The organism is Devosia sp. CN2-171 (assembly GCF_049354815.1).
In the GTDB taxonomy this organism is placed as follows: Bacteria; Pseudomonadota; Alphaproteobacteria; order Rhizobiales; family Devosiaceae; genus Devosia_A.
This window is the reverse complement of sequence record NZ_CP186479.1, coordinates 1,683,572-1,709,122: the sequence shown is the minus strand read 5'-3', so window position 1 is coordinate 1,709,122 and position 25,551 is coordinate 1,683,572. Positions and strand designations below refer to the sequence as shown.

Here is a 25,551-nt window from a genome sequence, read left to right as displayed (position 1 = left end):
GACGCAGGCTGCGAGATGGACCCTGCCTTCGCAGGGATGACAGCCTATGGGTGAGGGGCCACCGGGACTGACAGCCAAGCTCGGGGAGTTACTCCGCCGCGATCTGCAGACTGTCCTTGCCGTCGAGGTTGCCCATCGAGGCGACGATGTGGCTGGCCAGCGCATCATAGATGCCGCCATAGGCATGGCTGGCGCGCATGATGGCGATCTCGGCATCGCGCAAGCGAGGCAGGTCCTTGTCCTCGGCGATGACGCGCATGCCGGGCTGCAGCGCGCTCTCGGGCAGGAAGCCGACGGCGAGGTCGGTCAGCACGGCGCTGGCGATGGCAGTGGCGTTCGACGAGGTGTAGGCGATGCGGTACTCGCGGCCGATGCGGTTGAGGACCTCCACCGCGTTATCCTTCCAGCAGCAGGTCATGCCGCCGGCAATCGGAAGCGGTTCGGTCGCGAGCGCCTGTCCGCCATGGGAGGCAACCCAGAACATCCGCTCGGTGCGGAACAGCTCGCCATACTCGTGGTTGGTGCCCTGGGTGAAGACGACGAGGTCGTAGCGCCCCTTCTTCATCCCCTCGAGCAGTTCCTCGGACGGCTGGCAGCGCACGTCGACCACGATCTTGGGGTGGGTGCGCTGAAAGCTGGAGAGGATCACCGGCAGCAGGCGCACTGCGTAATCGTCGGGCACCCCGAAGCGGATCGAGCCCTTGAGGTCGCCATCCGAGAACACATCCATGATCTCGGCGTTGATGCGCAGCATGCGCCGGGCCCGCGCGTAGAGCGCCGTGCCGTGCTCGGTGAGCGTGACGCTGCGGCCGTCGCGGGCCAGCAGCTCCTGGCCGAGCCGCTCCTCGAGCCGCTTGATCTGCATGGATACGGCCGACTGCGTCTTGTTCACGCGGCGCGCCGCCTCGGTGAAGCTGCCGCAATCGGCAATGGCGCAGAAGCTCTGCAACTGGTCGAGATCGAGCGGGGTGGTCATCCGGCGTCCCATCACGAATTTTGATGAACTGGATGAAATCTATTTGTTGGACGAATGGAAGGCAAGAGCGCATATCGATCGTCATCGGCAATCAGCGATGATTGCTCACCCCCGCCGGGCTCCCCCTGTCCGGCATTGATGACTTCAGGAGAACGACCATGGTCCACTTGCTTTCGAGCGAGCGGCCTTCGCTGGCTGCCGCGTCTATCAGCCCCGTGCGTGCTTTCGCGAACTGGTTCGCCAAAGCCCGGGCTCGCCGCGCCCAGCGTGTCGCCCTCGAGTCACTGCTCGAATACGACGTGCACCGCCTCGAGGATCTCGGCATCAACCGCCAGGACCTGTTCGAGGCGCTCGACACGCCCAGCAAGCGTCCCGGCTACCAGCTGCAGCAGCGGCGCGCCGAGAGCTCCCGGATTTGGCTGAACCCGTAAGTTCGGCCTACGCCTTGGCCGGTCTTTGATTGTGCCATCTTCGGGGCCGGCCCACCCGCCGGCCTTTGTTCCTGATGAACTGCCGGACCCCTGGGTCCGGCTTTTTTGTTTCAGGCCGTCGCGTCCAGGCGCTCCGCGACCATTTCCTGCAGCCGCCACAGGTGGGAATCGACGATCCCCATCCGCTCGAGATGCTCGACCGTGTTGTAGAGATACTCGACCATAGAGCCCCGCCCGCCGACCGCCTTGCTCAGCACATCGGCAACCTGGCCCTCGTCGAGGCCGGTGACATAGCGATCGCTGTTTCTATCCATGCAGAAGGTGAAGGCGCGCACCGGCCCGCCCTCTGTCATCACCGTGACCCAGCGCGGCGGAAATGGCGAGGGCTTGAAGCCCATCTCGCGCCGGCAGAGCAGCTCGACGTTCTCGGCTTCCAGGCCCGGCGGCAGCCGATAGAGTGCGCCCTTGCAGGCGCCGCCCCGATCGAGCGCCAGCATCAGTCCCGGGTTCTTCGCCGAGCCGCGAAACCTGGTGTTCCAGCCGAGGCAGAACGCCCGGTGCCAGCCGCGCAGCAGCCCGGTCCGGATTTCGACGAACTCGCAGGCCGGCTTCCAGATCAGCGAACCATAGGCAAACACCCAAACCTGGCCCGGATCATCGGCCCCGGCGAGAATATCGTGGGTGAACTGCCGGAAATCCTCCTCGGTCGCCGCGGCCATCGGCACCGGCGGTCCGGCCTCGTCCTCGCTCGTCACCAGCAGCGCCATCCGGGCCACATGGGCCTCGTTCAGTCGCATTTGCCGGGGCGGTCGGGGCATTGGATCCTAGGGTAGTTGCGCGAAACCGTCGCCAAATCCGGCCAATGAGACCGGGATGCCGATGCCTTCTTCGGGTGTCTTGAACACGAAGAAGATCGCGCTCTTGCCGGTAGTAAGCTTGTTGATGAGCTCGTCGTCCAGCACCACTTCGGCAACGCAGCCATTCGGCAGGCAGCGCACGAACGCGACGCGGCCGATATTGGCGCCGTCGATATTGAGTCCCAGCCCGTTGGGCAATAGTACCCCGAGCGGGGCGAGGACGCGCAGCAGTCGCGCCTGCTTGTCGGCGGTCTTCAGAACGATCACGCTCAGCCCGACATTGGGCTGGTCCTCGGCCGAGACGTTCTGGATCAGCGCGCACTGCTCGAAGCTCGCGCCAGGCGGCGTGTCGCAGCTCATCTGCCAGTCGCCGTACTGCGCCTTGACCACACCCTGCGCCAGCCCCGGCGATACGAGACCCGCGGCCACGAGGCCCGCCATGGCCAGCACCTTGAGCATCCTGCCAATCATGGGCCGCACCAATCCAGTCTCTCTATATGTCTCATTGCGAATCCGCGTACCGCACGGCTCTATACCTTAGTCGATGAGCCCCGGTCGGCTGTCAACACGCCGGGCTGCCGGGCGCGGCGGGATACACGCCTTCCAATCAAGGCATGGGTGAGGCGGCGGCGGCCGCATAGCACCGGTGCGTTTTGACGCACTGCGCGGCGAGAGGCATGAATTGCCTTGGGAAGGCCGATGTGGTTTAGACACATTCCAAGTTTCAGCGCTCCGAGGTTGAGTCGGGGCGGCGTTTGTCTATGCCGCGTTTCCCCCTCTCAACCCGCGCTCGAATACCGGACCAGACCGATCTCAAGGGGGTTTCTTAGGTGACCGGCAAACTACTGAGTTCGATCGGCTCGCTGGGAGCCGCCGCCCTTGCTCTCCTGCCTATGGCAGCACTGGCGCAGGAGCAGGGTCACCCCGTTCCGGGCCAGATCGGCTTGCAGCCGTCAGTGACGCCGATCATGGATTCCATCCATGTCTTCCACGACGGCCCTCTCCTCTGGTCCGCAGTGCTGATTGCGGTGCTGGTGCTGGTCCTGCTGGTCGTCGTGATCGTGCGCTTCAACGCCAAGTCGAACCCGACGCCCTCCAAGACCACCCATAACACGCTGATCGAAGTCATCTGGACCGTCGTGCCGGTGCTGATCCTCGTGATCATCGCCATACCGTCCTTTGCGGTGCTGACCGACCAGCTGACCATTCCCGATGGCCAGCGCAAGTATCTGGGCGCAAACATCTTCTCGCTCGGCGACGTGGAGGTTCCGGCCCCCGAACTCACCATCAAGGCCACTGGTGTGCAGTGGTCATGGGACTATGAGTATGTCGATCAGGGCAAGGGCTTCTCGTCCTTCATGCTGCCCGAAACCAGCAAGAACGGTATCGACCGTCCGACGCTGAAGCCGAACCAGCCGCGCCTCCTCGCGGTTGACTACGAGCTGGTCGTCCCCGTCGACACCACCGTGCGCGTGCAGGTTACGGCCGATCCGACCGGCGTCATCCACGCCTTCGCGGTGCCGTCCTTCGGCATCAAGATCGACGCCGTCCCCGGCAAGCTCAACGAAACCTGGTTCAATGCCCGCAAGACGGGCCTCTACTACGGCCAGTGCTCGGAATTGTGCGGCAAGGACCACGCCTTCATGCCGATCGCGGTTCGCGTGGTGACGAAGGAAGAGTTTGCGGCCTGGATGGCGGCCTTCGAGGCCGGCTCGCTCGACGACGCCAACGCCACCCTGCCGGCAATCAGCTAAGGACCCGTGCGCGGGTCCACGACCCGGCGCAGCGATGAATGATAAAGGGATCGCTCTAAATGGCCGATACTCACGCTCTGGAAGCCCATGACGATCACGCGCACGGCCACGCCGCCGCAGCGCATGACCATGGCCATCCGACCGGCTGGCGGCGTTACGTCTACTCGACCAACCACAAGGACATCGGCACGATGTACCTCATCTTCGCGATCTTCGCGGGGGTGATCGGTGCGCTGCTCTCGGGCGCCATGCGCCTCGAGCTGATGGAGCCCGGTATCCAGATTTTCCACGGCCTCGCGGCTATGGTCTACGGTGCCGAGGGCGACGCTGCGCTCGATGCCGGCAAGCACATGTTCAACGTGTTTACCACGGCGCACGCGCTGATCATGATCTTCTTCATGGTCATGCCCGCGATGATCGGCGGCTACGGCAACTGGTTCGTGCCGCTGATGATCGGCGCGCCGGACATGGCCTTCCCGCGCATGAACAATATCTCGTTCTGGTTGCTGGTGCCGGCCTTCCTGCTGCTTGTCCTGTCGATGTTCTTCGAAGGTCCCGCAGGCGCCATGGGCACCGGCGGCGGCTGGACCATCTACCCGCCGCTCTCGACCTCGGGCCAGCCCGGCCCGGCCATGGATTTCGCCATCCTGTCGCTCCACATCGCCGGTGCCTCCTCGATCCTTGGCGCGATCAACTTCATCACCACCATCTTCAACATGCGCGCTCCGGGCATGACGCTGCACAAGATGCCGCTGTTCCCGTGGTCCGTGCTGGTGACCGCCTTCCTGCTGCTGTTGAGCCTGCCGGTCCTCGCCGGTGGCATCACCATGCTGCTGACCGACCGCAACTTCGGTACCACCTTCTTCGATCCGCAGGGCGGCGGCGACCCGGTCCTGTTCCAGCACCTGTTCTGGTTCTTCGGTCACCCCGAGGTGTACATCCTGATCCTGCCGGGCTTCGGCATCATCAGCCACATCGTCTCGACCTTCTCGCGCAAGCCGGTCTTCGGCTACCTCGCCATGGTCTACGCCATGGTCGCCATCGGCGGCGTCGGCTTCATCGTGTGGGCGCACCACATGTATACGGTTGGCATGAGCCTCGACGTGCAGCGCTACTTCGTGGCGGCGACGATGGTCATTGCGGTGCCCACGGGCGTCAAGATCTTCAGCTGGATCGCCACCATGTGGGGCGGCTCGATCACCTTCCGCACGCCCATGCTCTGGGCCATCGGCTTCATCTTCCTGTTCACCGTCGGTGGCGTGACAGGCGTGGTGCTGGCCAATGCTGGTGCGGACCGTGCGCTGCACGACACCTATTATGTGGTGGCGCACTTCCACTACGTGCTGTCGCTGGGTGCCGTGTTCGCGATCTTCGCGGCGTGGTACTACTGGTACCCGAAGATGTTCGGCATCATGTACAACGAGACGCTGGCCAACGCCCATTTCTGGATCACCTTCGTGGGCGTGAACCTGATTTTCTTCCCGCAGCACTTCCTCGGGCTTGCCGGCATGCCGCGCCGCTACATCGACTACCCCGATGCCTTCGCGCTGTGGAATATGGTCTCCTCGATCGGCTACTACATCACCTTCGTGGGCCTGCTCGTGTTCCTCTATCTGCTGTTCGAGGCCGCCCGTAAGAAGCGTCCGACGACAGCTAACCCCTGGGGCGAAGGTGCGACGACGCTGGAGTGGACCCTGTCCTCGCCTCCGCCGTTCCACCAGTTCGAGACGCTGCCGCGCATCGATACGAAGTCCGACCACTAAGCTACGACTGCCCGCGGGGCCCCTGGGTCCCGCGGCTTTGAGGAAAGCAGGCAGACATTGGCCTACGTGCACCATAGTCATGATGTTCACGTCCCCGCCCATGAGGCGCGGGTCGAGGACTATCTGGCTCTGCTGAAGCCGCGGGTCATGTCGCTTGTCGTCTTCACCGCCTTCGTCGGCCTGTTGGTGGCGCCGGGGGGTATCAACCCCTTCGTCGGCGCCGTTGCCGTTCTCTGCATCGCCATTGGGGCAGGGGCCTCCGGCGCGCTCAACATGTGGTACGACGCCGATATCGACGCCATCATGAGCCGTACTGCCAACCGCCCGATCCCGGCGGGCCGCATCGAGCGCGATCATGCCCTGGCGCTTGGCCTCGTGCTCTCCGCCTTCTCGGTCTGCCTCCTCGGCCTCGCGACCAACTGGCTTGCCGCCAGCCTCCTCGCTTTCACCATCTTCTTTTATGCCGTGATCTACACGATGTGGCTGAAGCGTTCGACGCCGCAGAATATCGTCATCGGTGGTGCTGCCGGCGCCTTTCCCCCGATGATCGGCTGGGCCGCCGTGACCGGCACGATCAGCATCGACTCGGTCGTCCTGTTCCTCATCATCTTCCTCTGGACCCCGCCGCATTTCTGGGCGCTGGCGCTCTACAAGCAGAGCGACTACGGCGCCGCCGGCATCCCGATGCTCCCAAACGTCGCGGGCGAGCAGGCGACGAAGGTCCAGATCCTCGTCTATTCGCTGCTGCTGGTCGCTTCGACCCTGGTCCCGAGCGTCACCGGCTTCATGGGTCCGATCTATTCGACCGTAGCGGTCGTCACCGGTGCCTATTTCGTCTGGCTCGCCTGGGTCCTGTTCCGCACGACCGAGACCGTCGCGATGAAGAAGGCGGGCCGGTCCCTGTTTACCTATTCGCTGAGCTATCTCGCCGTGATCTTCCTCGCCCTGCTCACCGATCATGCGGCGGAGCTGCTAGGATGGCTGTGATGGTAGAACCGACCAAGACTCCCGCGCCGCGCGATGAGGAGGCGGAATTCGCCGCCCGCCGCCGCAAGCGCTCCATCGCGCTTGGCCTCGCGCTCGGTGCCCTCGTCATCATCTTCTACGTGCTGACCATCGTGAAGCTGGGTCCGGCAGTGTTCGACCGGGCGCTTTGATGACCGACGCCTCGCTCCCCCACAACGATGGCCGCAACCGCCGCGTCGCGCTGACGCTGGCGCTGGTAGTCGTTGCCATGGTGGGCGCCGCCTACGCATCGGTGCCGCTCTACCGGCTGTTCTGCCAACTGACCGGCCTCGACGGCACGACCCAGGTCTCCGACGGCAATCCCAAGGGCGTCATCGCCCGGGAGATGACGGTACGCTTCGATGCCAATGTCGAGAGCGGGCTGCCCTGGACGATAACGCCGGCCAAGCCTATCACCGACAAGATCGGCGCCACCGAGACGGTGGTGTTCACGGCGCACAACAGTTCTGACAAGCCGATCACCGGCCAGGCGATCTTCAACGTGACGCCCGAGCAGACCGGCATCTTCTTCAACAAGATCGAGTGCTTCTGCTTTACCGAGCAGACGCTGCAGCCCGGCGAGACCGTCGAGATGCCGATCGTGTTCTTCGTCGATCCCGACATTGCCGAGGAAAAGAACCTCGACACTGTCCGTGACATCACCCTGTCCTATACATTCTACGCCGTTACGAGCGAGGGAACCTGACCATGGCTGCGCACGCCAAGCCCAACCACGACTATCACCTGGTAAACCCCAGTCCCTGGCCCGTCGTCGGCTCGATTTCCGCCTTCGTCATGGCCCTCGGCGCCATCCTGTGGTTCCACGATATGCTGCCGCCATGGCTGCTGATCGCCGGCTTCGTCGGCGTGCTCTACACGATGTATGCGTGGTGGAGCGACGTCATCAAGGAAGGCAAGGCCGGTGACCACACGCCGGTGGTGATGATGCATCACCGCTACGGCATGATCCTGTTCATAGCGTCCGAGGTGATGTTCTTCGTCGCCTGGTTCTGGGCCTATTTCGACGGCTTCTTCAACCAGGAAGCGCCCGAGCAGTACGCCCGCATCGCCGCCATGGGCCCGACCTGGCCGCCGACCGGCGTCGAGCTCTTCAGCCCCTGGCACCTGCCGCTGTTCAACACGTTGATCCTGTTGACCTCGGGCACCGCCGTCACCTGGGCCCACCATGCGCTGCTTCACAAGGACAAGCGCGGTCTCGTCTGGGGCCTCGTCATCACCATCGCGCTCGGCGCGCTCTTCACCGTGGTGCAGGCGCTCGAGTATTCCGAGGCCGGCTTCCAGTTCTCGGGCAACCTCTACGGCGCCACCTTCTTCATGGCGACCGGCTTCCACGGTTTCCACGTGCTGGTCGGTACGATCTTCCTGATCGTCTGCCTCATCCGCGCCATGCGCGACAGTTTCACGCCCGAACACCACCTCGGCTTCGAATTCGCCGCCTGGTACTGGCACTTCGTCGACGTGGTCTGGCTGTTCCTCTTCGCCTCGATCTACGTCTGGGGCAGCTGGGGCGTCGCCATCCACCACTGAGTGGCTGGACAGGGAAATTTGACAAAGGGCGCGGCGGAAGCTGCGCCCTTTGTGTTTGGTCCCATCCTCCCCAGTGAACGGGTGAGGATGCTGCCCCCTGCGCCCGAATGCCCCCGCGACTCTCGTGCCTACTGTGCTAAGAACCCCGCCATGACCGAGCCAGCCGAACGCCTGCCATCGCCCTTCGTCACCGGCCTTGCCTGCCGCTGCCCGCGTTGCGGGGAGGGGGCGCTGTTCAGCGGCTTCCTCAAGCCAGTGAAGCAGTGTGAGAGCTGCGGTGCCGACCTCGCCTTCGCCGAGGGCACCGAGGGCCCGGCGGTGTTCATCATCCTGATCGTCGGCTTCGTCATCGTCGGCGCCGCGGCTACGGTCGAGGGCCTGTTCCATCCGCCACCGTTCGTCCACCTGCTGCTTTGGCTGCCGGCGACGGTCATCTTGTCGCTGGCGCTTATGCGGCCGCTCAAGGCGACCATGATCGCGCTGCAGTATCATAACCAGGCCGGCGAAGGCCGCAGCAATAATGGCTGATAGGGCGCATCCGGCCGCGTCGGGACGCGGCCTGTTCTGGGGCTTCATCGTCCTGATGCTGGCCCTGATGGTCCTGTTCGTGACGCTCGGCATATGGCAGGTCGAGCGGCTGGGTGAGAAGGAACGGCTGATCGCCGATGTCGCCGTGCGCATGAATCTGCCGCCGGCCGAACTGCCACCTGTGACCGAATGGGCCGCCTTCGATCCCGAGGCGTGGAACTACAAGCCGGTTCAGGCCGCCGGCATCTGGCTGCCCGAGCAGACGGTGCGGGTCTTCACCAGCCTCGTCGACCAGCGCGGGCAATATGGTGGCCCCGGCTACTGGGTGCTAACGCCGCTGCAGCTGAACGCGGGCGGTACGGTCTTCGTCAATCGCGGCTTCGTTCCGCAGGATGCGGCAGACGCGTTCATCCACGGCGGTGCGCTCGATGTCGGGCTGGTCAGCCTCACCGGCGTCGCGCGCGCCTCAGAAGAGGCCGGCAGCTTCACGCCCGAGCCCGATGCGGCCAAGCGCATCGAGTGGGTGCGCAACACAGCGCGGCTCGCGGCGCTCTCCGGTGAGGTGCCGCTGCCGGTGGCGCCGATCTATATCGACCTGCCCGCCGTGGGGCCGGGCGCCCTGCCGCAGGGCGGCGAAACGGTGGTGAGTTTCCCCAATAATCACCTGGGCTACGCCATCACCTGGTTCGGTTTTGCCGTGCTGGTGCCGTTCATGCTGTTCTTCTGGGCCCGCCTGCAGAAGCGCCCCCGGGCATGAAACTTGCGGCGCAGCCGCAGTTTCAATAGGGTGCCCCGCAACCCAATCACGGCGTGCTTCAGCAGGGCACGCGCAGCAAAAAGACGGGGCGCTTCCCCTACATGCAGTTCGTATCTACGCGCGGCGGGGCGGCCGTGCCCGGCTTTTCAGACGCAGTTCTTGCAGGTCTAGCAAGTGACGGCGGGCTTTATGTCCCCGAGCATTGGCCGGTCCTCAGCCATGGCGAGATCGCGGCCTTTGCCAACCGGCCCTATGCCGAGGTGGCTTTCGACATCATTTCCCGTTTCGTCGAAGGCGAAATCCCTGAGGTTGAGCTCAGGCGCATCATCGACGAGGCCTACGCCACTTTCCGGCATCCTTCGGTAGCGCCGCTCGTCGAGCTCGAGCCCGGCCATTTCGTGCTCGAACTGTTCCACGGCCCGACGCTCGCCTTTAAGGACGTGGCGATGCAGTTCCTGGCTCGGGTGATGGACCACATCCTCGCCCAGCGCGGCGCCCGCGCCACCATTGTCGGCGCCACTTCCGGCGATACCGGTTCGGCCGCCATCGAGGCCTTCCGCGGCCGCGATACGACCGACATCTTCATCCTCCATCCCGAGGGTCGCACCTCCGAGGTGCAGCGCCGGCAGATGACGACGGTGCTGGACGCCAACGTCCACAACATAGCGCTGCGCGGCACGTTCGATGATTGCCAGGACATCGTGAAGGGCCTGTTTAACAACGCCCGCTTCCGCGACGGGGTGAGCCTATCCGGCGTGAACTCGATCAACTGGGGCCGGATCGTCGCCCAGATCGTCTACTACTTCACCTCCGCCGTCGCATTGGGTGCTCCGCATCGTGAGGTGACCTTCACCGTCCCCACCGGCAATTTCGGCGACATCTTCGCCGGCTACTGCGCCCGGCGCATGGGCCTGCCGATCAGGACGCTGGCGATCGCCACGAACTCCAACGACATCCTCGCCCGCACGCTCGAGACCGGCCGCTATGAGGTGACCGGCGTCCACCCGACCATCAGCCCGTCCATGGACATCCAGGTCAGCTCCAACTTCGAGCGGCTGCTGTTCGAGTCGGCCGACCGCGACGCGGGTGCGGTGAGAATCATGATGGCCGGCCTGAAGCAGTCGGGTGGCTTTTCGATCCCCGACAAAGCGCTTGCCGCAATCCGCAAGCAGTTCGTCGCCGGCCGCACCAGCGAAGCCGAGACTTCGGCCACGATCGCCGCGGTTCGCAAGGATTCGGGCTACCTGCTTGACCCTCACACCGCGGTTGCCGTCCATGTCGCACGCGCATTAGTCGGCGGGGCAACGCCAGTCATCACGCTATCAACCGCCCATCCCGCGAAATTTCCCACCGCCGTCAAGGCTGCCACGGGCATTGAACCGGGGCTACCGGCGTGGTTGTCTGACCTTTATCAACGGGAAGAACGCCTTACCGTGCTGGACAATGACCAGTCGCAGGTGGAGCAGTTCATTTCGGCACGAACCCGCGTGCTGGAGGAGCACAAGTGACGGTCCGGAGTACGACGCTTCCCAACGGCATGACCGTTCTCACCGACGACATGCCGCACCTCGAAAGCGCGTCCCTGGGCATCTGGGTCAAGGCCGGTTCCCGCAGCGAGACCGAAGCCGAGCACGGCATCAGCCACGTGCTCGAGCACATGGCCTTCAAGGGCACGACGAGCCGCGACGCGCTCGAGATCGCTTCGACCATCGAGAATGTCGGCGGCGACCTCAACGCTGCGACCTCCGTCGAGCACACCGGCTACTTCGCCCGCGTGCTGAAGGAGGACGTGGCGCTCGCGGCGGACATCCTGTCCGACATCCTGCAGAATTCGCAGTTCGAGCAGCAGGAGCTCGATCGCGAGCAGCAGGTGATCGTGCAGGAGATCGGCGCGGCCCGCGACAATCCCGACGATCACGTCTTCGACCTGTTCCAGCAGGCAGCCTTTCCCGATCAGCCAATTGGCCGCACCATCCTCGGCACCGTCGAGTCGGTGAACAGCTTCGGCCCGGACTCGATCCGCGGCTACATGGAGCGCAACTATGTCGGCGACCAGATGGTGCTCTGCGCCGCTGGCAATGTCGAACACGACGCCCTGGTCGATATCGCCAATAACCGCTTCCACGACCTCAAGCCCACCGGCGCCCCGGTGCCGCAGAAGGCCGCTTATGTCGGTGGCGAGCAGCGCCTCGTTTCCGACCATGAGCAGGCGCATATCGTTCTGGGTATGGAAGGCCGGGCTTACAATTCCGACGGCTTTTATGCCGTGCAGATCCTCGCCTCGATCCTCGGCGGCGGCATGAGCTCGCGCCTGTTCCAAGAAGTGCGCGAGAAGCGTGGCCTCTGCTACTCGGTATATGCCTTCCACTGGGCCTTCGCCGATAGCGGCATCTTCGGCGTCGCCGCCTCGACCGGCGAGGAAGAGGTCGCCGAACTGGTGCCCGTGGTGCTCGACGAGCTGCGCAAGGCCACCGAGACCGTAACCGACGAGGAAGTCATCCGCGTTCGCAACCAGATCCGCGCCGGCCTCCTCATGTCGCTCGAGAGCCCGTCCTCCCGCGCCGGCCAACTCGCCCGCCAGCAGATCCTCTGGGGCCGCACCATCCCGCTGCAGGAAACGGTCGACCGCATCAACCGTATCACCGCCGATCGCGTGAAGCAGGTCGCGCGCCAGATCTTCGAATCCGGCAAGGTTTCGCTCGCCGGCATCGGTCCGGTGGCGCGGCTTCCCGACTATCGCGACATCGCGGCACAGCTCAAGAATTGAGCCATGGCGGTGGCACGATGATGCTCACCTGGTTTGCACGCGAAGATACTCCCGTGCTCATCGGCGAGCGCGTCTACCTCCGCGCTCCACGCGCCGGCGATTACACCGCCTGGCGCGATCTGAGGCGAGCCAGCCGCGAGTTTCTGAAGCCCTTCGAGCCGCGCTGGACCGAGTCGGATCTCAGCCAGCGCGTCTATGCCTCGCGCCTCAAGCGCGGCCGCGAGGAAGCGCGGGCGGGCACCGACTACTCGTTCTTCATCTTCACCCGCAGCGAGGACCGGCTGGTCGGCGGCATCACGCTCTCCAATGTGCGGCGTCGCGCCGCCCAGTTCGTCAACCTCGGCTACTGGATGGGCCACGCCTTCGCCGGCAAGGGCTTCATGACCGAGGCGGTGAGCCTCGTTATCCCCTACTGCTTTGAAACGCTTGGGCTTCACCGCATCCACGCCGCCTTCCTGCCCGACAACCGGGCCAGCCGGCGCGTCCTTGAAAAAAACGGATTCCGGGAAGAGGGCTACGCCGAGCACTACCTCCAGATCGATGGCAAGTGGGCTGACCACGTGATGTTCGGCCTGACCCGTGAGCGCTACGACGCCGCCATCCGGCGTGGCCGGCCGTGAAAGCTTGTTCGAACGGGGAAACCCCGATACCTAGTTCCCCCATCATGACTTCGGCAGGGCCAGTTTTCAGCTAATGCGTCACATCCTCCGTCTCGCGATGTGCCTGGCTGTGGCGCTGCTTGGGACGCTTCCCACCGCTGCCTTCGACGTCATCACAGCCCCCGAGAACGTCAACGCCGTGAATCTCACCGGCGTCGTCGATATCGTTCCCGGCGATGCCGGCAAGGTGCAGCTGTCGACGGCTGCGGGCGAGGACGGCATCATCCGCCGCATCGAAGTGCTGGCCTCGGTCGGCGGGAGCAATCCCAACTGGGCCCTGTTCGCGCTGCGCAATGATTCCGACGTGCAGCTCGAGCGCCTGCTCGTCGCTCCCTATTTCCGCCTGCCAGGCTCGGGCGTCTTCCGCCCCGATCTCGGTGCTGAGCGCATCAAGGTGCTCACGCCCTCGGCCGGCCTGCGGCCCACGCGCCTCACCGACCGCGAAGCGGACGTGTTCGAAGTCGTCATCGACCCCGGCGCCACCGTCACTTTCGTCGCCGAGCTGTCGAACGGCTCGCTCCCCGAACTCTACCTGTGGAAGCCCGACGCCTACCGCGACTACGTGAACTCGTTCACCCTGTTCCGCGGCGTGGTGCTCGGCGTTGCCGCACTGGCCGCGGTGTTCCTCACCGTCATGTTCGTGGTGCGGGGCAGGGGCGTCTTCCCCGCGACTGCCGCCTTCTCCTGGGCGGTGCTGATCTACCTGCTCGTTGATTTCGGCGTGCTCGGGCCATTGCTGGGCATCTCGAACGGCTCGGTGCAACCCTTCCGCGCCGCGGCCGAAGCGGGCATAGCCACGACACTCTTCGGCTTCCTCTTCATCTATCTCAACCTTCACCGATGGCACTTGCGCTTCATCCATCTGGCGCTCGCTCTGGTGGTCGTGTTCCTGGCCCTGTTCGGCTTCGCCTTCTTCCAGCCCTCCATCGCCGCGACCGTGGCGCGACTGGTGCTGGCGCTGCTCGGCATCACCGGCTTCTTCCTCATCCTGCTGCTGGCACTCCGCGGCTACGACCGTGCCGTGCTGCTGGTGCCGACCTGGATCATCTACATCGCCTGGCTGTTCTATGCCTGGCTGGTGGTGACGGGGCAGGTCTCGAACGATGTGGCCCAGCCCGCCGTCGCCGGCGGCCTCGTGCTCATCGTCATGCTGCTCGGTTTCACCGCGGTGCAGCATGCCTTCTCCGAAGGTCAGGTGACCATCGGCACGCTCAGTGAAGTCGAGCGTCGCGCCCTCGCGCTGACCGGTTCGGGTGATTTCGTCTTTGACTGGAACATCGAGCGCGACCGCATCTCGGTCTCCGATGAACTCGGCACCCGCCTCGGCGAACGGCGTGGTGCACTGCGCGGCTCGATCAAGCGCTGGCTCGATCGTATCCACGCCGAGGACCGCGACCGTTTCCGCACCGCCTTCGATACACTCGTCGAACTGCGTCGCGGCAAGGTCAGTACCGATGTGCGCCTCACCGCACACGATGGCAGCTTCCGAACCTTCCGCATGCGGGTGAAGCCGGTGCTGGGTGGCGATGGCCAGGTCAACCGCATCGTCGGCACCCTGCAGGATGTCAACGAGGATCGCGCCAGCCGCGAGCGCTTGCTGCACGACGCCGTGCACGACAGCCTCACGGGCCTCCCCAACAAGCAGCTTTTCCTCGACCGGCTCGAGCGCGCGCTGGTCCGCGCCCGCCTGCCCAACGGCATCAAGCCGGCAGTCTTCTTGATCGATATCGACCGCTTCACCGAGCTTGAGGAGCGCGTTGGTCATTCGGCCGCGGATTCGGTGCTGCTCGCCATCTCGCGCCGCGTCGCCCGCGTCATGCGGCCGCTCGATACAGTGGCGCGGCTCGGTGGCGACCAGTTCGGCGTGATTCTCGCTTCCGAGCAGGCGGCCGGTAAGATTGCCGAGACCGCCGAGCAGATCCGCAAGGCGCTGAAATCGCCGTTCAACTTCGGCGAGCGCGACCTTAGCCTCACTGCCTCGATCGGCGTCACCATCTACGACGGCAACCCGGTCTCGTCGCCCGACGTGCTGCGCGATGCCGAGCTGGCCATGTACTACGCCAAGCGCCTCGGCGGCGATCGCATCGAGGCTTTCCGTGCCTCGGCCCGCTCAATCGCCGCATACTCCAAAGCCGGCGAGGAGGACCTCGATCGCGGCCTGCGCCATGGCGAGCTGAGCGTGCTGTTCCAGCCTATCATGGACATCCACGCCGGCACTATCGCCGGCTGTGAAGCCCTGATGCGCTGGAACCACCCGCAACGCGGTGTGGTGGCGCCCGAAGAGTTCGTGCCGCTCGCCGAGCGCACCGGCTTGATCGAGCGCCTCGGCCGGGTCGCCTTCGAGCAGGCCGCCGGACAGGCCCGTGAATGGGCCGCCTCGCTGCCGCTGCCCGAGGACTTCTTCGTTTCAGTCAATCTGTCGCCGAGCCAGCTCGCCACCGAGTCGCTGCTCAACGACATGCGCGCACTCGTCTCGGACCATCGGCAGATCGCCCGCCATATCAAGCTCGAGATCACCGAGAGCCAGGTGATGAGCAATCCCGAGCACTCGGCCTATGTGCTGAACGCGCTGCGCCAGCTCGGCCTGCGCCTCGCGCTCGACGACTTTGGCACCGGCCACTCCTCGTTGAGCTACCTGCACCGCTTCCCCTTCGACACCATCAAGATCCCGGCCGCCTTCGTGCAGCTCAGCGACGACAGCGGCATGAGCCACACGCAGGTGCCGATCATCCGCGCCATCATCACGCTTGCCAGCGAGCTCGACCTCAGCGTCATCGCCGAGGGCGTCGAGACGATCGAGGAGATCGAGCGTCTGCAGCAGCTCAACTGCCAATACGCCCAGGGCTTCGCCTTTGGCGCCGCCATGACCGGCCAGGACTTGGGCAAGCGCCTGCAGAGCCAGTTCAGCGGGAAGTAGGCCGGGTCACCCGTGCCCGGCCGACGCGCTCAGCGAGGCGCGGGTGATCCCCAGCCTTCCCAGCGCCGCGTCGTAGCGGTTCTCGATCGGCAGGCCGAACAGGAGCTCCCGCGAAAACGGCACAGTGAGCCAGCCATTGCCCTGCAGCTCGGTCTCGAGCTGGCCTGGGCTCCAGCCGCAATAGCCCAGCGCGAACAGCGCCTCGCTCGGCGCCTCGTTGAAGGCCATGGCCTTGAGCACATCGAGCGTGGCGGTAAGGAAAATGTCGTCGGTGACCTCGTAGGAATTGCCGACGCGGAAATAGTCCGATGAGTGGAGCACGAAGCCGCGGCCGCGCTGCACCGGTCCGCCGCGCAGCACCTGGCGGTTCTTCACCCGGTCGGGCAGGCGGATCAGCTCGTCCTTGTTGCCTAGCTCCAGCTCTTCGAGGATGTCGGTGAAGCGCATGTCTTCGAGGGTCTGGTTGATCACCAGTCCCATTGCGCCCTCCTCGCCGTGACCCACGAGGTAGATGACGGTCTCGCGAAAACGTTCATCGCCCATATCGGGCATGGCGACGAGAAACTGGCCCCTGAGCGAGTCCATGCGAAATCTCCACTTCGGCACCGCCGGACCAGATTACTCTAGCCCTGACCCGGCGCGCTGCCTAGTTACGGTTCACGATGCCCTGATCCGGCTTTCTATTTCCCCGGGGCTCGGCTATCCGGAAACCCATGCGTGTACCGGCACTTCTGCTTATGGCCAGTCTGAGTTTTCCAGCCCATGCCGGCGAGACGGCCTGGCAGGAGCTGGCGCCCGGCACGCGGGCCCGGCTGATTTCCTCCGATGTGCTCACGGCCGACGGCACGACGACCATCGCGCTTGAAATCGAGATGCCGCAGTCGAGCAACACCTATTGGCGCGTACCGGGCGAGACGGGCATCCCCACGGTGTTCGATTTCGCCGGCTCGAGCGGTGTCGCCGGCAACGAAATGCTCTGGCCCTATCCAACCATCGAGACCAAGACAGGTTACGTCGACTACGTTTATCGCGGCCCGGTGGTCCTGCCGGTGGAGCTTAAGCTCGATGGCCAAAAGGCCGATCTCAAGGCCGCCGTGACCATGGGCGTCTGCTCCGATATCTGCGTGCCGGTGATGGCCTCGTTCGACCTGCCGCTGGTCTTTGCCACGCCGGACCGCTCACAGGGCCTGCGCATCACCCAGGCCCTGGCCGAAACGCCGCTCGACTGGGACGGACCGGGCGATCCGGTCCTCGCCGTGAGCTACGACGCCGAGGCGGACGCGCTGGCTGTTTTGCTTAGCCCGGAGGTCGACCCGCTGTCGCTCATCGCCGATGCCGGGCTCGAGGGGCAACTCTTTGGGGCGCCGCAAAAAAGCCCGGAACCAAACCTAGTCCTCGTGCCACTGCTCGGGGGAGATCAAGGTCGCAGCATGGAGGGCAAACCCGTGCGGCTGACGTTCATGACCGAAATGGGTCCGTTCTCGGTGGAACGACGGGTTTCTCCCGCCGGATCGACGACTGCGGGCAATTGATCTAGGGTCCGTCCTCCCGTATGCCGGGTGGCACAAAATTTCAGGGGAGCCAGTCCACAATGACGATCGCGCGCGGCGACAGGATTCCGTCCGTCCCCATCAAGCTCGTTGGGGCAGGGGACACCATCGACACGACGTCGGACGCCGTTCTTGGCCAGGGGCTCGTGGTTTTCTTTGGGGTCCCGGGTGCCTTTACCCCGACGTGCGACACCTCGCATTTGCCAGGCTTCATCGCTAACACCGCTAAGTTCAAGGCGCTGGGCGTCAGCAAGATCGTCTGCGGTACGGTCAACGACCATCACGTTACCAAGGCCTGGGCCGAGCGCTCCGATGCGATCGGCAAGATCGAGTTCATAGCCGACGGGGAGGGTAATCTCGCCGACGCGCTCGGGCTCTCCAAGCAGATGGCCGGCATGGGCAAGCGCTTCGCCCGCTTCGCCATGATCATCGAGGACGGCGTGGTGCGAGACCTGTTCGTGCAGGACGTTACCGGCGTCACCGTCAGCGGCGCACCCGCAATCCTCATGGCCCTTCAGTCTGCGCAGGTGACCGCATGATGATCACTGCCTCGACCGTGGCTCGCCTCATCGGCACCGGCGCGATTACCCTCGCCCTCTCAGCCTGCTCGATGGGCAACATGTTCGCTCCCGCCGCAGCCGGCCCCTCGCCCATGGCGACGGCCAATCCGACGGCGGCGGAGCTGCAGACGGGCACCAACAACGCGCTGCCTGCCATCGCCACCGAATGCCCGCCGATCAAGGTGAAGCCCGGCAGCGAGGCGCTGTTCTATTACGGCAAGGGCAAGGTCGGTAACGCCAGGGACCTCAACTACCAGGCCATCATCGACAAGCAGTCGCGCAACTGCGTGGTCTCGAACGGGCTGATCACCGTCAAGATGGGCATGGTAGGCCGCCTGCTGCTCGGCCCGGCCGGCAACCAGACCAATGTCAACGTGCCGGTCCGCTTCACCGTCGAGCGCGACGGCGTCGCCCTCTTCTCCGAGAAATACGAGATCCCGGTCACCATCACCCCGCCGAACCAGTCGGAGGAGTTCGTTAAGGTGGTCGAGAACGTCGCCGTGCCCTACACAGGCGGCGAACAGATCGTCTTCTACGTCGGCTTCGACAGCTAGCCTGTTGAGCCGCATCGACGCGCATTGACATAGCCGGGGAAACCCGGCTTTGTTGTTTTCGACTGCGGGAGAGACCAGCCTCCCGTTGGCGCCGAAGGAGCAACCGCCCCGGAAACTCTCAGGCAAAAGGACCGCAGTCGAACTGAACTCTGGAAAGCAGGCGATTTCGCCTCACCGAAGGAGCAACCTGCCCATAGGCGGCAGGGAAATCTCTCAGGTTAGCGGACAGAGGGGGCGCGGAACGCGAGGGGGCGGTAGCTTCTTTTCGTCGTCGTGCACTCAACCCCTGGTGTCCCATGGCTGATCAAGCCGAAGCCGATCTCAAGACCGTAGTCCTCAACGACAAGCACATCGCGCTCGGCGGGCGCATGGTGCCGTTCTCCGGCTATTCTCTCCCCGTGCAGTACCCGGCCGGTATCATCGCCGAGCACAAGTGGACGCGGGAGCACGCCGGTTTGTTCGATGTATCCCACATGGGTCCGAGCTTTCTGGTGCTCGACCAGAAGTCCGGCGATGGCGAGGCCGACCACGCCGCCGTGGCCGCAGTCGTCGAGCCCCTGATCTGCGGCGACATCGGTGGCCTGAAGCCGGGCCAGGTGCGCTATACTTTGCTGCTCAACGATGAGGGCGGCACCTACGACGACCTGATGATAGCCCGCCCTGCAGCCGAGGGCTGGGGCGGCGCTCTGTACATCGTCGTCAATGCCGGCACGAAGGAAGCCGACTTCCAGCGCATCGCCGCTGCCGCGCTCGGCAAGGCAACGCTCAGCCGCTCGGACCATTGCGCGCTGCTGGCGCTGCAGGGGCCGGAGGCCGCTGCCGTGGTCGATGCCATCGTTCCCGCCGCGGCCGAACTCGGCTTCATGCACTACGCCTCGTTCGACTGGCGCGACACCAAGCTGGTGATCTCACGCTCCGGTTACACGGGCGAGGACGGCTTCGAAATCCTCGTCGATCCCGAACACGCCGCAGCCCTGTGGGACACGCTGCTGGCCGATGCCCGGGTGAAGCCGATCGGGCTCGGTGCCCGCGACAGCCTCCGTCTCGAGGCCGGACTGCCGCTCTATGGCCACGACCTCGACGAGACCATTTCGCCGGTGGAGGCGGGCCTGAACTTCGCCATCTCCAAGCGCCGCCGCGAAGCCGCCGATTTCCCCGGGGCGCAGCGCATTCTCGCCGAGCTCGGCGGGGTCTTGGAGCGTGTTCGCGTCGGCCTGTTCGTCGAAGGCGCACCGGCCCGCGAGGGCGCGCCGATTCTCGACCAGTACGGCGCCGAGATCGGCATCGTCACCTCCGGCGGCTTCGCCCCGACCCTCAGTCGCGCAATCGCCATCGGCTTCGTGCCGCCCGACCACGCCGCCCCCGGCACCAAACTGCAGGTGATGGTGCGCGGCAAGACCCAGGCGGCGGAAGCCGTCGCCACCCCATTCGTTCCCCATCGCTACGTCCGGAAGGCCAACAAATGACCAAGTTCAGCAAGGACCACGAGTACATCACGCCCGACGGCACCGTGGGCGTCACCCCCTACGCTCAGGAGCAACTGGGCGACATCGTCTATGTCGAGCTCCCCAAGGTCGGCCAGAAGCTCAAGGCCGGCGACGAGGCGGCGGTGGTCGAATCGGTGAAAGCGGCCTCCGAAATCTACTCGCCGGTCTCTGGCACCGTGACGGCGGTGAACGATGCGCTGTCCGGCGATCCGGGGCTGATCAACTCCTCCCCCGAGGGCGACGGCTGGATCTTCAAGCTGACGCTCGACGATGCGAGCGAACTCGACGCCCTGATGGACGCCGACGCCTACGCCAAGCTGACGGCCTGAGGACATCGATGCGCTATCTCCCCCATTCCGAGCACGAGCGGGCCGACATGCTCGCCGTCATCGGCGCCAGGGCGGCCGAGGACCTGTTCTCCCGCGTTCCCGGCCACGCTCTGCTGCGCGAGCCGGTGAACCTTCCCAGCCATTCACCGGAGTTCCTTGTCGAAGCTCACATGAAGGGTCTCGCAGCACAGAACCATGCTGCCGGTGATGGCCCGTTCTTCATCGGTGCCGGCGCCTATCGCCACCACGTGCCGGCGAGCGTCGATCATCTGATCCAGCGCTCGGAATGGCTGACCGCCTACACGCCCTATCAGCCGGAGGTCTCGCAGGGGACGCTCCAGATGTTGTTCGAGTTCCAGACCCAAGTCGCGCATTTGACCGGCATGGAGGTTGCCAACGCCTCGATGTACGACGGCTCGACCGCGACGGCCGAAGCCGTGCTGATGGCGCGGCGGCTGACGCGACGGAACCGCATAGTGCTCTCCGGCGGGCTGCACCCGCACTATCGCGATGTAGTCCGTACCTATCTCGGCGATGGCCCCGATCTCGTTTGCCTGCCAGCGTCGCCGGAAGGGCAGGGCGACATCCTCAACCAGATCGACGGCGACACCGCCGCGATCGTGGTCCAGACGCCGGACTTCTACGGCCATCTGCGCAACCTGCGCGCTGCTGCCGACGCCGCCCATGCGGCTGGTGCGCTGCTGATCGTCGTGGTGACGGAGGTCGTGTCGCTCGGCCTGATCGAGGCGCCGGGTGCACTTGGGGCCGATATCGTCGTCGCCGAAGGCCAGTCGATCGGCAACAGCCTCAATTTCGGCGGGCCCTATGTCGGGCTGATGGCAACGAAGAAGGAGTTCATCCGGCAGATGCCCGGGCGGCTCTGCGGCGAGACCGTCGACGCCGACGGCAACCGTGGTTTCGTGCTGACGCTCTCGACCCGCGAGCAGCATATCCGGCGTGAGAAAGCGACGTCTAACATCTGCACCAACGCGGGGCTCTGTGCCCTCGCCTTCTCGATCCATATGTCGCTGCTGGGCGAGGCTGGGCTGAAGAAGCTGGCCCGGCTCAACCACCACAATGCGATCAGGCTGGCGCGGATGGTGGGCACGGTGCCGGGTGTCGAACTGCTCAACAAGACCTTCTTCAACGAGATGACTATCCGCCTGCCCGTGCCAGCCGCCCCAGTGGTCGAGATGCTGGCGCAGGCGGGCGTCCTCGCCGGCGTGCCGGTCAGCCGGCTCGAGCCGGACAATCCCGCTTGCGCGAACCTGATTGTTCTCGCCGCCACCGAACTCACCACCCACACCGATATCGAGATGCTCGCCGAGTGCCTCGATTCCGCGCTGAACGGAGAAGGCTGATGGCCATGAACAACCAGGGCCGGCCGACCGGTATCGGCACCTCCGACTTTGCCTCGGTGTCCGGCTCCTCGCTGCTTCCCAACGAGCCGCTGCTGTTCGAGATCGGCGATCGCGAGCACTCGGGTGTCGATCTGCCCGACGTCGAGATCGACGGCGGGTTCCTCGGCGGTTTCGAGCGCAAGTCCGAGATCGACCTCGCGGGGCTCACCGAGCCCGAAACGCTGCGCCACTATGTGCGGCTGAGCCGGCTCAACTACTCGATCGACAGCGGCATGTACCCGCTGGGTTCGTGCACGATGAAGCACAATCCGCGCCTCAACGAGAAGATGGCGCGGCTGCCGGGCTTTGCCGACATCCACCCGCTGCAGCCGGTTTCGACGGTGAAGGGTGCGCTGGAGCTAATGAACCAGATAGGCCACTGGCTGATGACGCTGACCAACACTGCTGCGGTGTGCCTGACGCCAAAGGCCGGCGCCCATGGCGAGATGGCTGGCATGATGGCCATCCGCGCCGCACAGGAAGCGCGGGGACAGGGGCGTCGCAAGGTAGTGTTGGTGCCCGAGAGCGCCCACGGCACGAACCCGGCGACGGCGGCTTTCCTAGGCTACTCCGTGAAGGCCGTTCCGGCGCGGGACGATGGCACGGTGGACGTCGAGGCGGTGAAGGCGGCGCTGTCGCCGGACGTCGCGGCGATCATGCTGACCAACCCCAACACCTGCGGCCTGTTCGAGCCCGAGGTGATCGAGATCGCGGCGGCCATCCACGAGGCGGGTGCGTTCTTCTACTGCGACGGTGCGAATTTCAACGCGATCATGGGTGTGGTGCGGCCGGGCGACCTCGGCATCGACGCCATGCACATCAACCTGCACAAGACCTTCTCGACCCCGCACGGTGGTGGCGGTCCGGGCGCCGGTCCGGTGGTGCTGTCCGAGGCTCTGGCGCCGTTCGCACCGGTGCCGTTCGTGCGGGCCGGCGAGCTAGTCGAGCACGCCGAGGGCCAGCACCTTGGCCGCATCACCGCCTTCAACGGCCAGATGGGCATGTATGTGCGGGCGCTGACCTACATGCTGAGCCATGGCGGCGATGGGCTGGCGCAGGCGGCCAAGGATGCGGTGCTCAACGCCAACTACATCAAGGCGCGGCTCGAGCGGGCCTTCTCCGTACCGTTCCCCGGCCAGCCCTGCATGCACGAGGCGCTGTTCGACGACAGCTTCCTCGACGGCACCGGCGTCTCGACGCTCGACTTCGCCAAGGCCCTGATCGACGAGGGCTTCCACCCCATGACCATGTACTTCCCGTTGGTGGTGCATGGCGCCATGCTGGTGGAACCCACCGAAAGCGAGAGCAAGCAGACGCTCGATCGCTTCTGCGACGTGATGCTGGAGCTGGCGGCCGATGCCAGGGCCGGCAACAGCGCCCGCTTCACCGGGGCACCGACCAAGGCACCGCGTCGCCGTCTCGACGAGACGCGCGCAGCACGGACGCCGGTGCTGACGTGGGAACGGCCCGACGATCTGCCGCAGGCAGCCGAGTAACGCTAGGCCGACTGGCGCAGCACCGCCGGTTTGGCGAGGCGGTTGTCGGCGACATCGGCGGCAAACTGGGCAAGAAGCCGGTTGAAGGTGTCGGGCCGGTCCCAGAAGGGGGCGTGCCCGGCATTGGGGATGACGTGGCAGGTGTTGCCCCACAGCGTGCGGTAGTCGAGCGCAGCGATGTAGTTTAGCCGCGCCACCGGTTCTGCCTCGCCGTTGACCATGGCGATCGGCACACTCGCCTGTTCGACAGCGCGCTTCTGGTCGACGCCTTCGCCGCGCAAGAGGCTGCGAGAGACGGCGGTGCGGACCCGGCCGTCGGCCCGGCGGATCGCCTCGAGGAAGGCGCCATCGCCGTGGCCGTGGTAGCAGAGCTCGTAGAAGCGGAGCGCCTCGCGCTCGCTGAACTGCTCCTTGGTGGCGAGCAGCAGGTCGATGTTGGTCTTGAAGCCGCGCAGCAGGCCGAGCGGTCCCGGCGGGATCGGAGGTGCGCCGGCGACCATAAGGCCGGCGACCAACGGATTCGTCGCCATAAGCTCGATGGCTACATGCCCGCCGAGCGACCAGCCGAAGACGACGGCGCGCTCAATGTCCCGGGCGGCCAGCACCTCATCGACCGTGCGGGCTAGGGCGGGGATGGTGTAATCCTCGGCCGGATGCCGGGCGTTCGTCGACTCGCCATGCCCCGGCAGGTCGAGCGCCAGCATGCGATGGCTGCGCGACAGGGGGCTAGCGAGCTGCTTGGCGAACACCGTACGCGACGCGCCCGAGCCGTGGATAAGGACGATGGGCATGCCGCGTCCGTCGCTCTCGCTCAGGCGGATCGCGCTGGTCTGGGTCCTGACTGTGATGTCGTAGATCGGCATGGCGGCGGTCCTCGCCGCCTTCTTACGCCCGCACTTCCTACGACCTCGTCAAACGGCTCGGTGAACGAATGGCTACTCAAAAGCCTCCAATTTGAAGTATCGTCATGCACAGGCGCGCATTGTGCCGCGCTTGTGCGAGCTGGGCTGCGCACATAGCCTGATCCCGCAAGTAGCGTCTCGGAGACTACCGGTGGAACTCGTACTCGACTTCGTTGTGTCCGTGCTGAGCGTGCTGGTGGTTCTCCAGTATGGACGCTCCCTCCGCACCCACTTCAAGTCGCCCAAGATGCCGACCGGCACGGTGGTGATCTCGGTGGTGGTGACGGCAACGGCAGCGGTGTTCCTCACGCTCGTCTGGATCGAGACGCAGCCGATCTTTGCGCAGTTGATCGGCCTGGCGGTCGAGTGCTTTGGGTTGTGGCTGTTCTGGATGGCGATCCGCGCCTCGCGCGAGGCGAGGCTCAAGATGGCCTTCGATGTCGCCAATCCGCATGGGCTGGTGACGACCGGGCCTTACCGCTATCTGCGCCATCCTTTCTACACCTCGTACCTGGTGTTCTGGATCGGCTGGGCCATCGCCACCTGGTCGGCATGGTCCCTGATCCCGCTGCTGGCGATCACGGTGATCTATGTCATCGCGGCGCTCGGCGAAGAGCGGAAGTTCTCGCGCACGGAGATGGCCGAGGCCTATGAGGATTACCGCCGGCAAACCGGGTTCTTCTGGCCGAGGCTGCCCGGGGTGGTGGCGAAGGGGTAGGCGGCAGACACCGGGTCGCGCTCGGCGAGGGCGGTTTAGTGCGTCACTGAAGCAGACGGCCCCCTCCCATCCTCCCCCATAAAGGGGAGGTGCCCTGCCGGTGCTCGAGGCAAGATCGAGGATAGAAACTCGACTCTTCACCTCCCCCTTATGGGGGAGACCGGGAGGGGGCCGTCTCTATCAGTCGACGTGCTGATGCATCCGGCGGCCATTGGCCCCGGAGGATGTCAAAGAGCGAAGCGACGTGCCGGCGAGGCGTTTGCCCCTCGCGGGTAGTCCGCAATGTAAGTGAGGCTCACGCCTCGCCGGCCGATCGGGGTTTTGGGCGTATGGCACGATGGCTCGGGCGCATCCCGTGCCGCATCGCGAGGAACCTGCCGGCTGACGAACGGCCGGAATCCACCGGATACCGTCCCGCCTCTGCGGCTGCCTCATGCGTGGCAGCCTTGTCCCCTGAACCATCCTCGCATTCGGATGGCTCGCGCGTACTAGCGGCGTCCCCGGCGAACCGGATCATGCCGTCGTGCTCTCGGCCTGATGGCGAACGACTCCCCCATCACCCAATCTCCACTGCACCAACCACTCGTCATGAT

The 25,551-nt window shown here is 65.2% G+C and carries 26 protein-coding genes and 2 riboswitches; of the genes, 21 read left to right on the top strand and 5 right to left on the bottom strand.

Going from position 1 to position 25,551, the window contains the following annotated elements; all coding sequences use genetic code 11:
* Positions 1–88: 88 nt before the first annotated feature.
* Positions 89–976, bottom strand: coding sequence for a LysR family transcriptional regulator (locus ACOYW5_RS08500; protein ID WP_423068817.1), 888 nt, complete (start codon positions 974–976; stop codon positions 89–91).
* A 158-nt stretch (positions 977–1,134) separates the two neighbouring features.
* Here ACOYW5_RS08500 and ACOYW5_RS08495 point away from each other — a divergent pair, with 158 nt between their 5' ends.
* Positions 1,135–1,407 (top strand): hypothetical protein, encoded by a 273-nt coding sequence (locus ACOYW5_RS08495; RefSeq protein ID WP_423068816.1) that lies wholly within the window; start codon positions 1,135–1,137, stop codon positions 1,405–1,407.
* Between the two features lie 110 nt (positions 1,408–1,517).
* On the opposite strand, the gene ACOYW5_RS08490 is transcribed toward ACOYW5_RS08495, so the two are convergent.
* Complete coding sequence (locus tag ACOYW5_RS08490; RefSeq protein WP_423068815.1) at positions 1,518–2,204, bottom strand: gamma-glutamylcyclotransferase; 687 nt, start codon at positions 2,202–2,204, stop codon at positions 1,518–1,520.
* A gap of 27 nt (positions 2,205–2,231) precedes the next feature.
* Positions 2,232–2,735, bottom strand: a complete 504-nt coding sequence (locus ACOYW5_RS08485) for an invasion associated locus B family protein (RefSeq protein WP_423068814.1) — start codon at positions 2,733–2,735, stop codon at positions 2,232–2,234.
* 359 nt (positions 2,736–3,094) lie between these two features.
* On the opposite strand from ACOYW5_RS08485, the gene coxB reads away from it, so the two are divergent.
* From coxB to ACOYW5_RS08425, 12 genes are all read left to right on the top strand, one after another.
* A complete protein-coding gene (coxB, locus tag ACOYW5_RS08480; RefSeq protein WP_423068813.1) occupies positions 3,095–4,018 on the top strand; it encodes a cytochrome c oxidase subunit II in 924 nt (307 codons plus the stop codon).
* Between the two features lie 59 nt (positions 4,019–4,077).
* Positions 4,078–5,781 (top strand): cytochrome c oxidase subunit I, encoded by a 1,704-nt coding sequence (gene ctaD / locus ACOYW5_RS08475; RefSeq protein ID WP_423068812.1) that lies wholly within the window; start codon positions 4,078–4,080, stop codon positions 5,779–5,781.
* Between the two features lie 57 nt (positions 5,782–5,838).
* Positions 5,839–6,768, top strand: coding sequence for a heme o synthase (locus ACOYW5_RS08470; protein ID WP_423068811.1), 930 nt, complete (start codon positions 5,839–5,841; stop codon positions 6,766–6,768).
* Positions 6,759–6,938 (top strand): hypothetical protein, encoded by a 180-nt coding sequence (locus tag ACOYW5_RS08465; RefSeq protein ID WP_423069542.1) that lies wholly within the window; start codon positions 6,759–6,761, stop codon positions 6,936–6,938. Before ACOYW5_RS08470 ends, ACOYW5_RS08465 begins: the two co-directional genes overlap by 10 nt.
* Complete coding sequence (locus tag ACOYW5_RS08460) at positions 6,938–7,492, top strand: cytochrome c oxidase assembly protein (protein WP_423068810.1); 555 nt, start codon at positions 6,938–6,940, stop codon at positions 7,490–7,492. Before ACOYW5_RS08465 ends, ACOYW5_RS08460 begins: the two co-directional genes overlap by 1 nt.
* A gap of 2 nt (positions 7,493–7,494) precedes the next feature.
* On the top strand, positions 7,495–8,334 hold the full coding sequence (locus tag ACOYW5_RS08455) for a cytochrome c oxidase subunit 3 (protein ID WP_423068809.1): 840 nt from the start codon (positions 7,495–7,497) through the stop codon (positions 8,332–8,334).
* Between the two features lie 150 nt (positions 8,335–8,484).
* Complete coding sequence (locus ACOYW5_RS08450) at positions 8,485–8,862, top strand: DUF983 domain-containing protein (RefSeq protein ID WP_423068808.1); 378 nt, start codon at positions 8,485–8,487, stop codon at positions 8,860–8,862.
* Positions 8,855–9,619 (top strand): SURF1 family protein, encoded by a 765-nt coding sequence (locus ACOYW5_RS08445; RefSeq protein WP_423068807.1) that lies wholly within the window; start codon positions 8,855–8,857, stop codon positions 9,617–9,619. The genes ACOYW5_RS08450 and ACOYW5_RS08445 overlap by 8 nt, the downstream gene beginning before the upstream one ends.
* A 101-nt stretch (positions 9,620–9,720) precedes the next feature.
* Positions 9,721–11,127: a threonine synthase gene (thrC, locus tag ACOYW5_RS08440; RefSeq protein ID WP_423068806.1), complete on the top strand. Its 1,407-nt coding sequence runs from the start codon at positions 9,721–9,723 to the stop codon at positions 11,125–11,127.
* On the top strand, positions 11,124–12,386 hold the full coding sequence (locus tag ACOYW5_RS08435) for a M16 family metallopeptidase (RefSeq protein WP_423068805.1): 1,263 nt from the start codon (positions 11,124–11,126) through the stop codon (positions 12,384–12,386). Before thrC ends, ACOYW5_RS08435 begins: the two co-directional genes overlap by 4 nt.
* 17 nt (positions 12,387–12,403) lie before the next feature.
* Positions 12,404–13,006 carry a GNAT family N-acetyltransferase gene (locus ACOYW5_RS08430; RefSeq protein ID WP_423068804.1) on the top strand — a complete coding sequence of 201 codons (603 nt, stop codon included), beginning with the start codon at positions 12,404–12,406 and terminating at the stop codon, positions 13,004–13,006.
* A 73-nt stretch (positions 13,007–13,079) separates the two neighbouring features.
* Positions 13,080–15,962, top strand: coding sequence for an EAL domain-containing protein (locus ACOYW5_RS08425; RefSeq protein WP_423068803.1), 2,883 nt, complete (start codon positions 13,080–13,082; stop codon positions 15,960–15,962).
* Between the two features lie 6 nt (positions 15,963–15,968).
* Here ACOYW5_RS08425 and ACOYW5_RS08420 read toward each other — a convergent pair whose 3' ends face one another.
* A complete protein-coding gene (locus tag ACOYW5_RS08420) occupies positions 15,969–16,547 on the bottom strand; it encodes a YqgE/AlgH family protein (RefSeq protein WP_423068802.1) in 579 nt (192 codons plus the stop codon).
* Between the two features lie 152 nt (positions 16,548–16,699).
* Between ACOYW5_RS08420 and ACOYW5_RS08415 the strand changes: the two genes are divergently transcribed.
* From ACOYW5_RS08415 to gcvPB, 7 genes are all read left to right on the top strand, one after another.
* Positions 16,700–17,494 carry a protein-disulfide reductase DsbD domain-containing protein gene (locus tag ACOYW5_RS08415; protein WP_423068801.1) on the top strand — a complete coding sequence of 265 codons (795 nt, stop codon included), beginning with the start codon at positions 16,700–16,702 and terminating at the stop codon, positions 17,492–17,494.
* 59 nt (positions 17,495–17,553) lie between these two features.
* A complete protein-coding gene (locus ACOYW5_RS08410) occupies positions 17,554–18,051 on the top strand; it encodes a redoxin family protein (RefSeq protein ID WP_423068800.1) in 498 nt (165 codons plus the stop codon).
* The gene (locus ACOYW5_RS08405) at positions 18,048–18,626 is read left to right on the top strand and encodes a hypothetical protein (RefSeq protein WP_423068799.1); all 579 of its coding nucleotides are present in this window, start codon (positions 18,048–18,050) and stop codon (positions 18,624–18,626) included. The genes ACOYW5_RS08410 and ACOYW5_RS08405 overlap by 4 nt, the downstream gene beginning before the upstream one ends.
* Before the next feature lie 55 nt (positions 18,627–18,681).
* Positions 18,682–18,770, top strand: a riboswitch (glycine riboswitch).
* A gap of 3 nt (positions 18,771–18,773) precedes the next feature.
* A riboswitch (glycine riboswitch) is annotated at positions 18,774–18,857 on the top strand.
* 65 nt (positions 18,858–18,922) lie between these two features.
* Positions 18,923–20,092 carry a glycine cleavage system aminomethyltransferase GcvT gene (gcvT, locus tag ACOYW5_RS08400; protein ID WP_423068798.1) on the top strand — a complete coding sequence of 390 codons (1,170 nt, stop codon included), beginning with the start codon at positions 18,923–18,925 and terminating at the stop codon, positions 20,090–20,092.
* Entirely contained in the window at positions 20,089–20,442 is a 354-nt protein-coding gene (gene gcvH / locus ACOYW5_RS08395; protein WP_423068797.1) for a glycine cleavage system protein GcvH, read from the top strand. The genes gcvT and gcvH overlap by 4 nt, the downstream gene beginning before the upstream one ends.
* An 8-nt stretch (positions 20,443–20,450) precedes the next feature.
* On the top strand, positions 20,451–21,803 hold the full coding sequence (gene gcvPA / locus ACOYW5_RS08390) for an aminomethyl-transferring glycine dehydrogenase subunit GcvPA (protein ID WP_423068796.1): 1,353 nt from the start codon (positions 20,451–20,453) through the stop codon (positions 21,801–21,803).
* On the top strand, positions 21,803–23,338 hold the full coding sequence (gcvPB, locus tag ACOYW5_RS08385) for an aminomethyl-transferring glycine dehydrogenase subunit GcvPB (RefSeq protein ID WP_423068795.1): 1,536 nt from the start codon (positions 21,803–21,805) through the stop codon (positions 23,336–23,338). The genes gcvPA and gcvPB overlap by 1 nt, the downstream gene beginning before the upstream one ends.
* A 2-nt stretch (positions 23,339–23,340) precedes the next feature.
* On the opposite strand, the gene ACOYW5_RS08380 is transcribed toward gcvPB, so the two are convergent.
* Positions 23,341–24,201 carry an alpha/beta fold hydrolase gene (locus ACOYW5_RS08380; RefSeq protein ID WP_423068794.1) on the bottom strand — a complete coding sequence of 287 codons (861 nt, stop codon included), beginning with the start codon at positions 24,199–24,201 and terminating at the stop codon, positions 23,341–23,343.
* Between the two features lie 190 nt (positions 24,202–24,391).
* Here ACOYW5_RS08380 and ACOYW5_RS08375 point away from each other — a divergent pair, with 190 nt between their 5' ends.
* Positions 24,392–24,958 (top strand): methyltransferase family protein, encoded by a 567-nt coding sequence (locus ACOYW5_RS08375; RefSeq protein ID WP_423068793.1) that lies wholly within the window; start codon positions 24,392–24,394, stop codon positions 24,956–24,958.
* Positions 24,959–25,551: the final 593 nt, after the last annotated feature.

What these genes read in the sequence shown, in the direction of transcription:
- ACOYW5_RS08465 (WP_423069542.1), top strand. Translation starts at nt 6,759, where the DNA reads ATGGCTGTGATGGTAGAACCGACCAAGACTCCCGCGCCGCGCGATGAG.
- gcvPA (WP_423068796.1), top strand. Translation starts at nt 20,451, where the DNA reads ATGCGCTATCTCCCCCATTCCGAGCACGAGCGGGCCGACATGCTCGCC.
- ACOYW5_RS08425 (WP_423068803.1), top strand. Translation starts at nt 13,080, where the DNA reads ATGCGTCACATCCTCCGTCTCGCGATGTGCCTGGCTGTGGCGCTGCTT.
- ACOYW5_RS08430 (WP_423068804.1), top strand. Translation starts at nt 12,404, where the DNA reads ATGATGCTCACCTGGTTTGCACGCGAAGATACTCCCGTGCTCATCGGC.
- ACOYW5_RS08410 (WP_423068800.1), top strand. Translation starts at nt 17,554, where the DNA reads ATGACGATCGCGCGCGGCGACAGGATTCCGTCCGTCCCCATCAAGCTC.
- gcvPB (WP_423068795.1), top strand. Translation starts at nt 21,803, where the DNA reads ATGGCCATGAACAACCAGGGCCGGCCGACCGGTATCGGCACCTCCGAC.
- gcvH (WP_423068797.1), top strand. Translation starts at nt 20,089, where the DNA reads ATGACCAAGTTCAGCAAGGACCACGAGTACATCACGCCCGACGGCACC.
- ACOYW5_RS08450 (WP_423068808.1), top strand. Translation starts at nt 8,485, where the DNA reads ATGACCGAGCCAGCCGAACGCCTGCCATCGCCCTTCGTCACCGGCCTT.
- ACOYW5_RS08455 (WP_423068809.1), top strand. Translation starts at nt 7,495, where the DNA reads ATGGCTGCGCACGCCAAGCCCAACCACGACTATCACCTGGTAAACCCC.
- ACOYW5_RS08485 (WP_423068814.1), bottom strand. Translation starts at nt 2,735, where the DNA reads ATGATTGGCAGGATGCTCAAGGTGCTGGCCATGGCGGGCCTCGTGGCC.
- ACOYW5_RS08460 (WP_423068810.1), top strand. Translation starts at nt 6,938, where the DNA reads ATGACCGACGCCTCGCTCCCCCACAACGATGGCCGCAACCGCCGCGTC.
- ACOYW5_RS08500 (WP_423068817.1), bottom strand. Translation starts at nt 976, where the DNA reads ATGACCACCCCGCTCGATCTCGACCAGTTGCAGAGCTTCTGCGCCATT.
- ACOYW5_RS08495 (WP_423068816.1), top strand. Translation starts at nt 1,135, where the DNA reads ATGGTCCACTTGCTTTCGAGCGAGCGGCCTTCGCTGGCTGCCGCGTCT.
- ACOYW5_RS08445 (WP_423068807.1), top strand. Translation starts at nt 8,855, where the DNA reads ATGGCTGATAGGGCGCATCCGGCCGCGTCGGGACGCGGCCTGTTCTGG.
- ACOYW5_RS08420 (WP_423068802.1), bottom strand. Translation starts at nt 16,547, where the DNA reads ATGGACTCGCTCAGGGGCCAGTTTCTCGTCGCCATGCCCGATATGGGC.
- ctaD (WP_423068812.1), top strand. Translation starts at nt 4,078, where the DNA reads ATGGCCGATACTCACGCTCTGGAAGCCCATGACGATCACGCGCACGGC.
- ACOYW5_RS08490 (WP_423068815.1), bottom strand. Translation starts at nt 2,204, where the DNA reads ATGCGACTGAACGAGGCCCATGTGGCCCGGATGGCGCTGCTGGTGACG.
- ACOYW5_RS08415 (WP_423068801.1), top strand. Translation starts at nt 16,700, where the DNA reads ATGGCCAGTCTGAGTTTTCCAGCCCATGCCGGCGAGACGGCCTGGCAG.
- ACOYW5_RS08380 (WP_423068794.1), bottom strand. Translation starts at nt 24,201, where the DNA reads ATGCCGATCTACGACATCACAGTCAGGACCCAGACCAGCGCGATCCGC.
- thrC (WP_423068806.1), top strand. Translation starts at nt 9,721, where the DNA reads ATGCAGTTCGTATCTACGCGCGGCGGGGCGGCCGTGCCCGGCTTTTCA.
- gcvT (WP_423068798.1), top strand. Translation starts at nt 18,923, where the DNA reads ATGGCTGATCAAGCCGAAGCCGATCTCAAGACCGTAGTCCTCAACGAC.
- ACOYW5_RS08405 (WP_423068799.1), top strand. Translation starts at nt 18,048, where the DNA reads ATGATGATCACTGCCTCGACCGTGGCTCGCCTCATCGGCACCGGCGCG.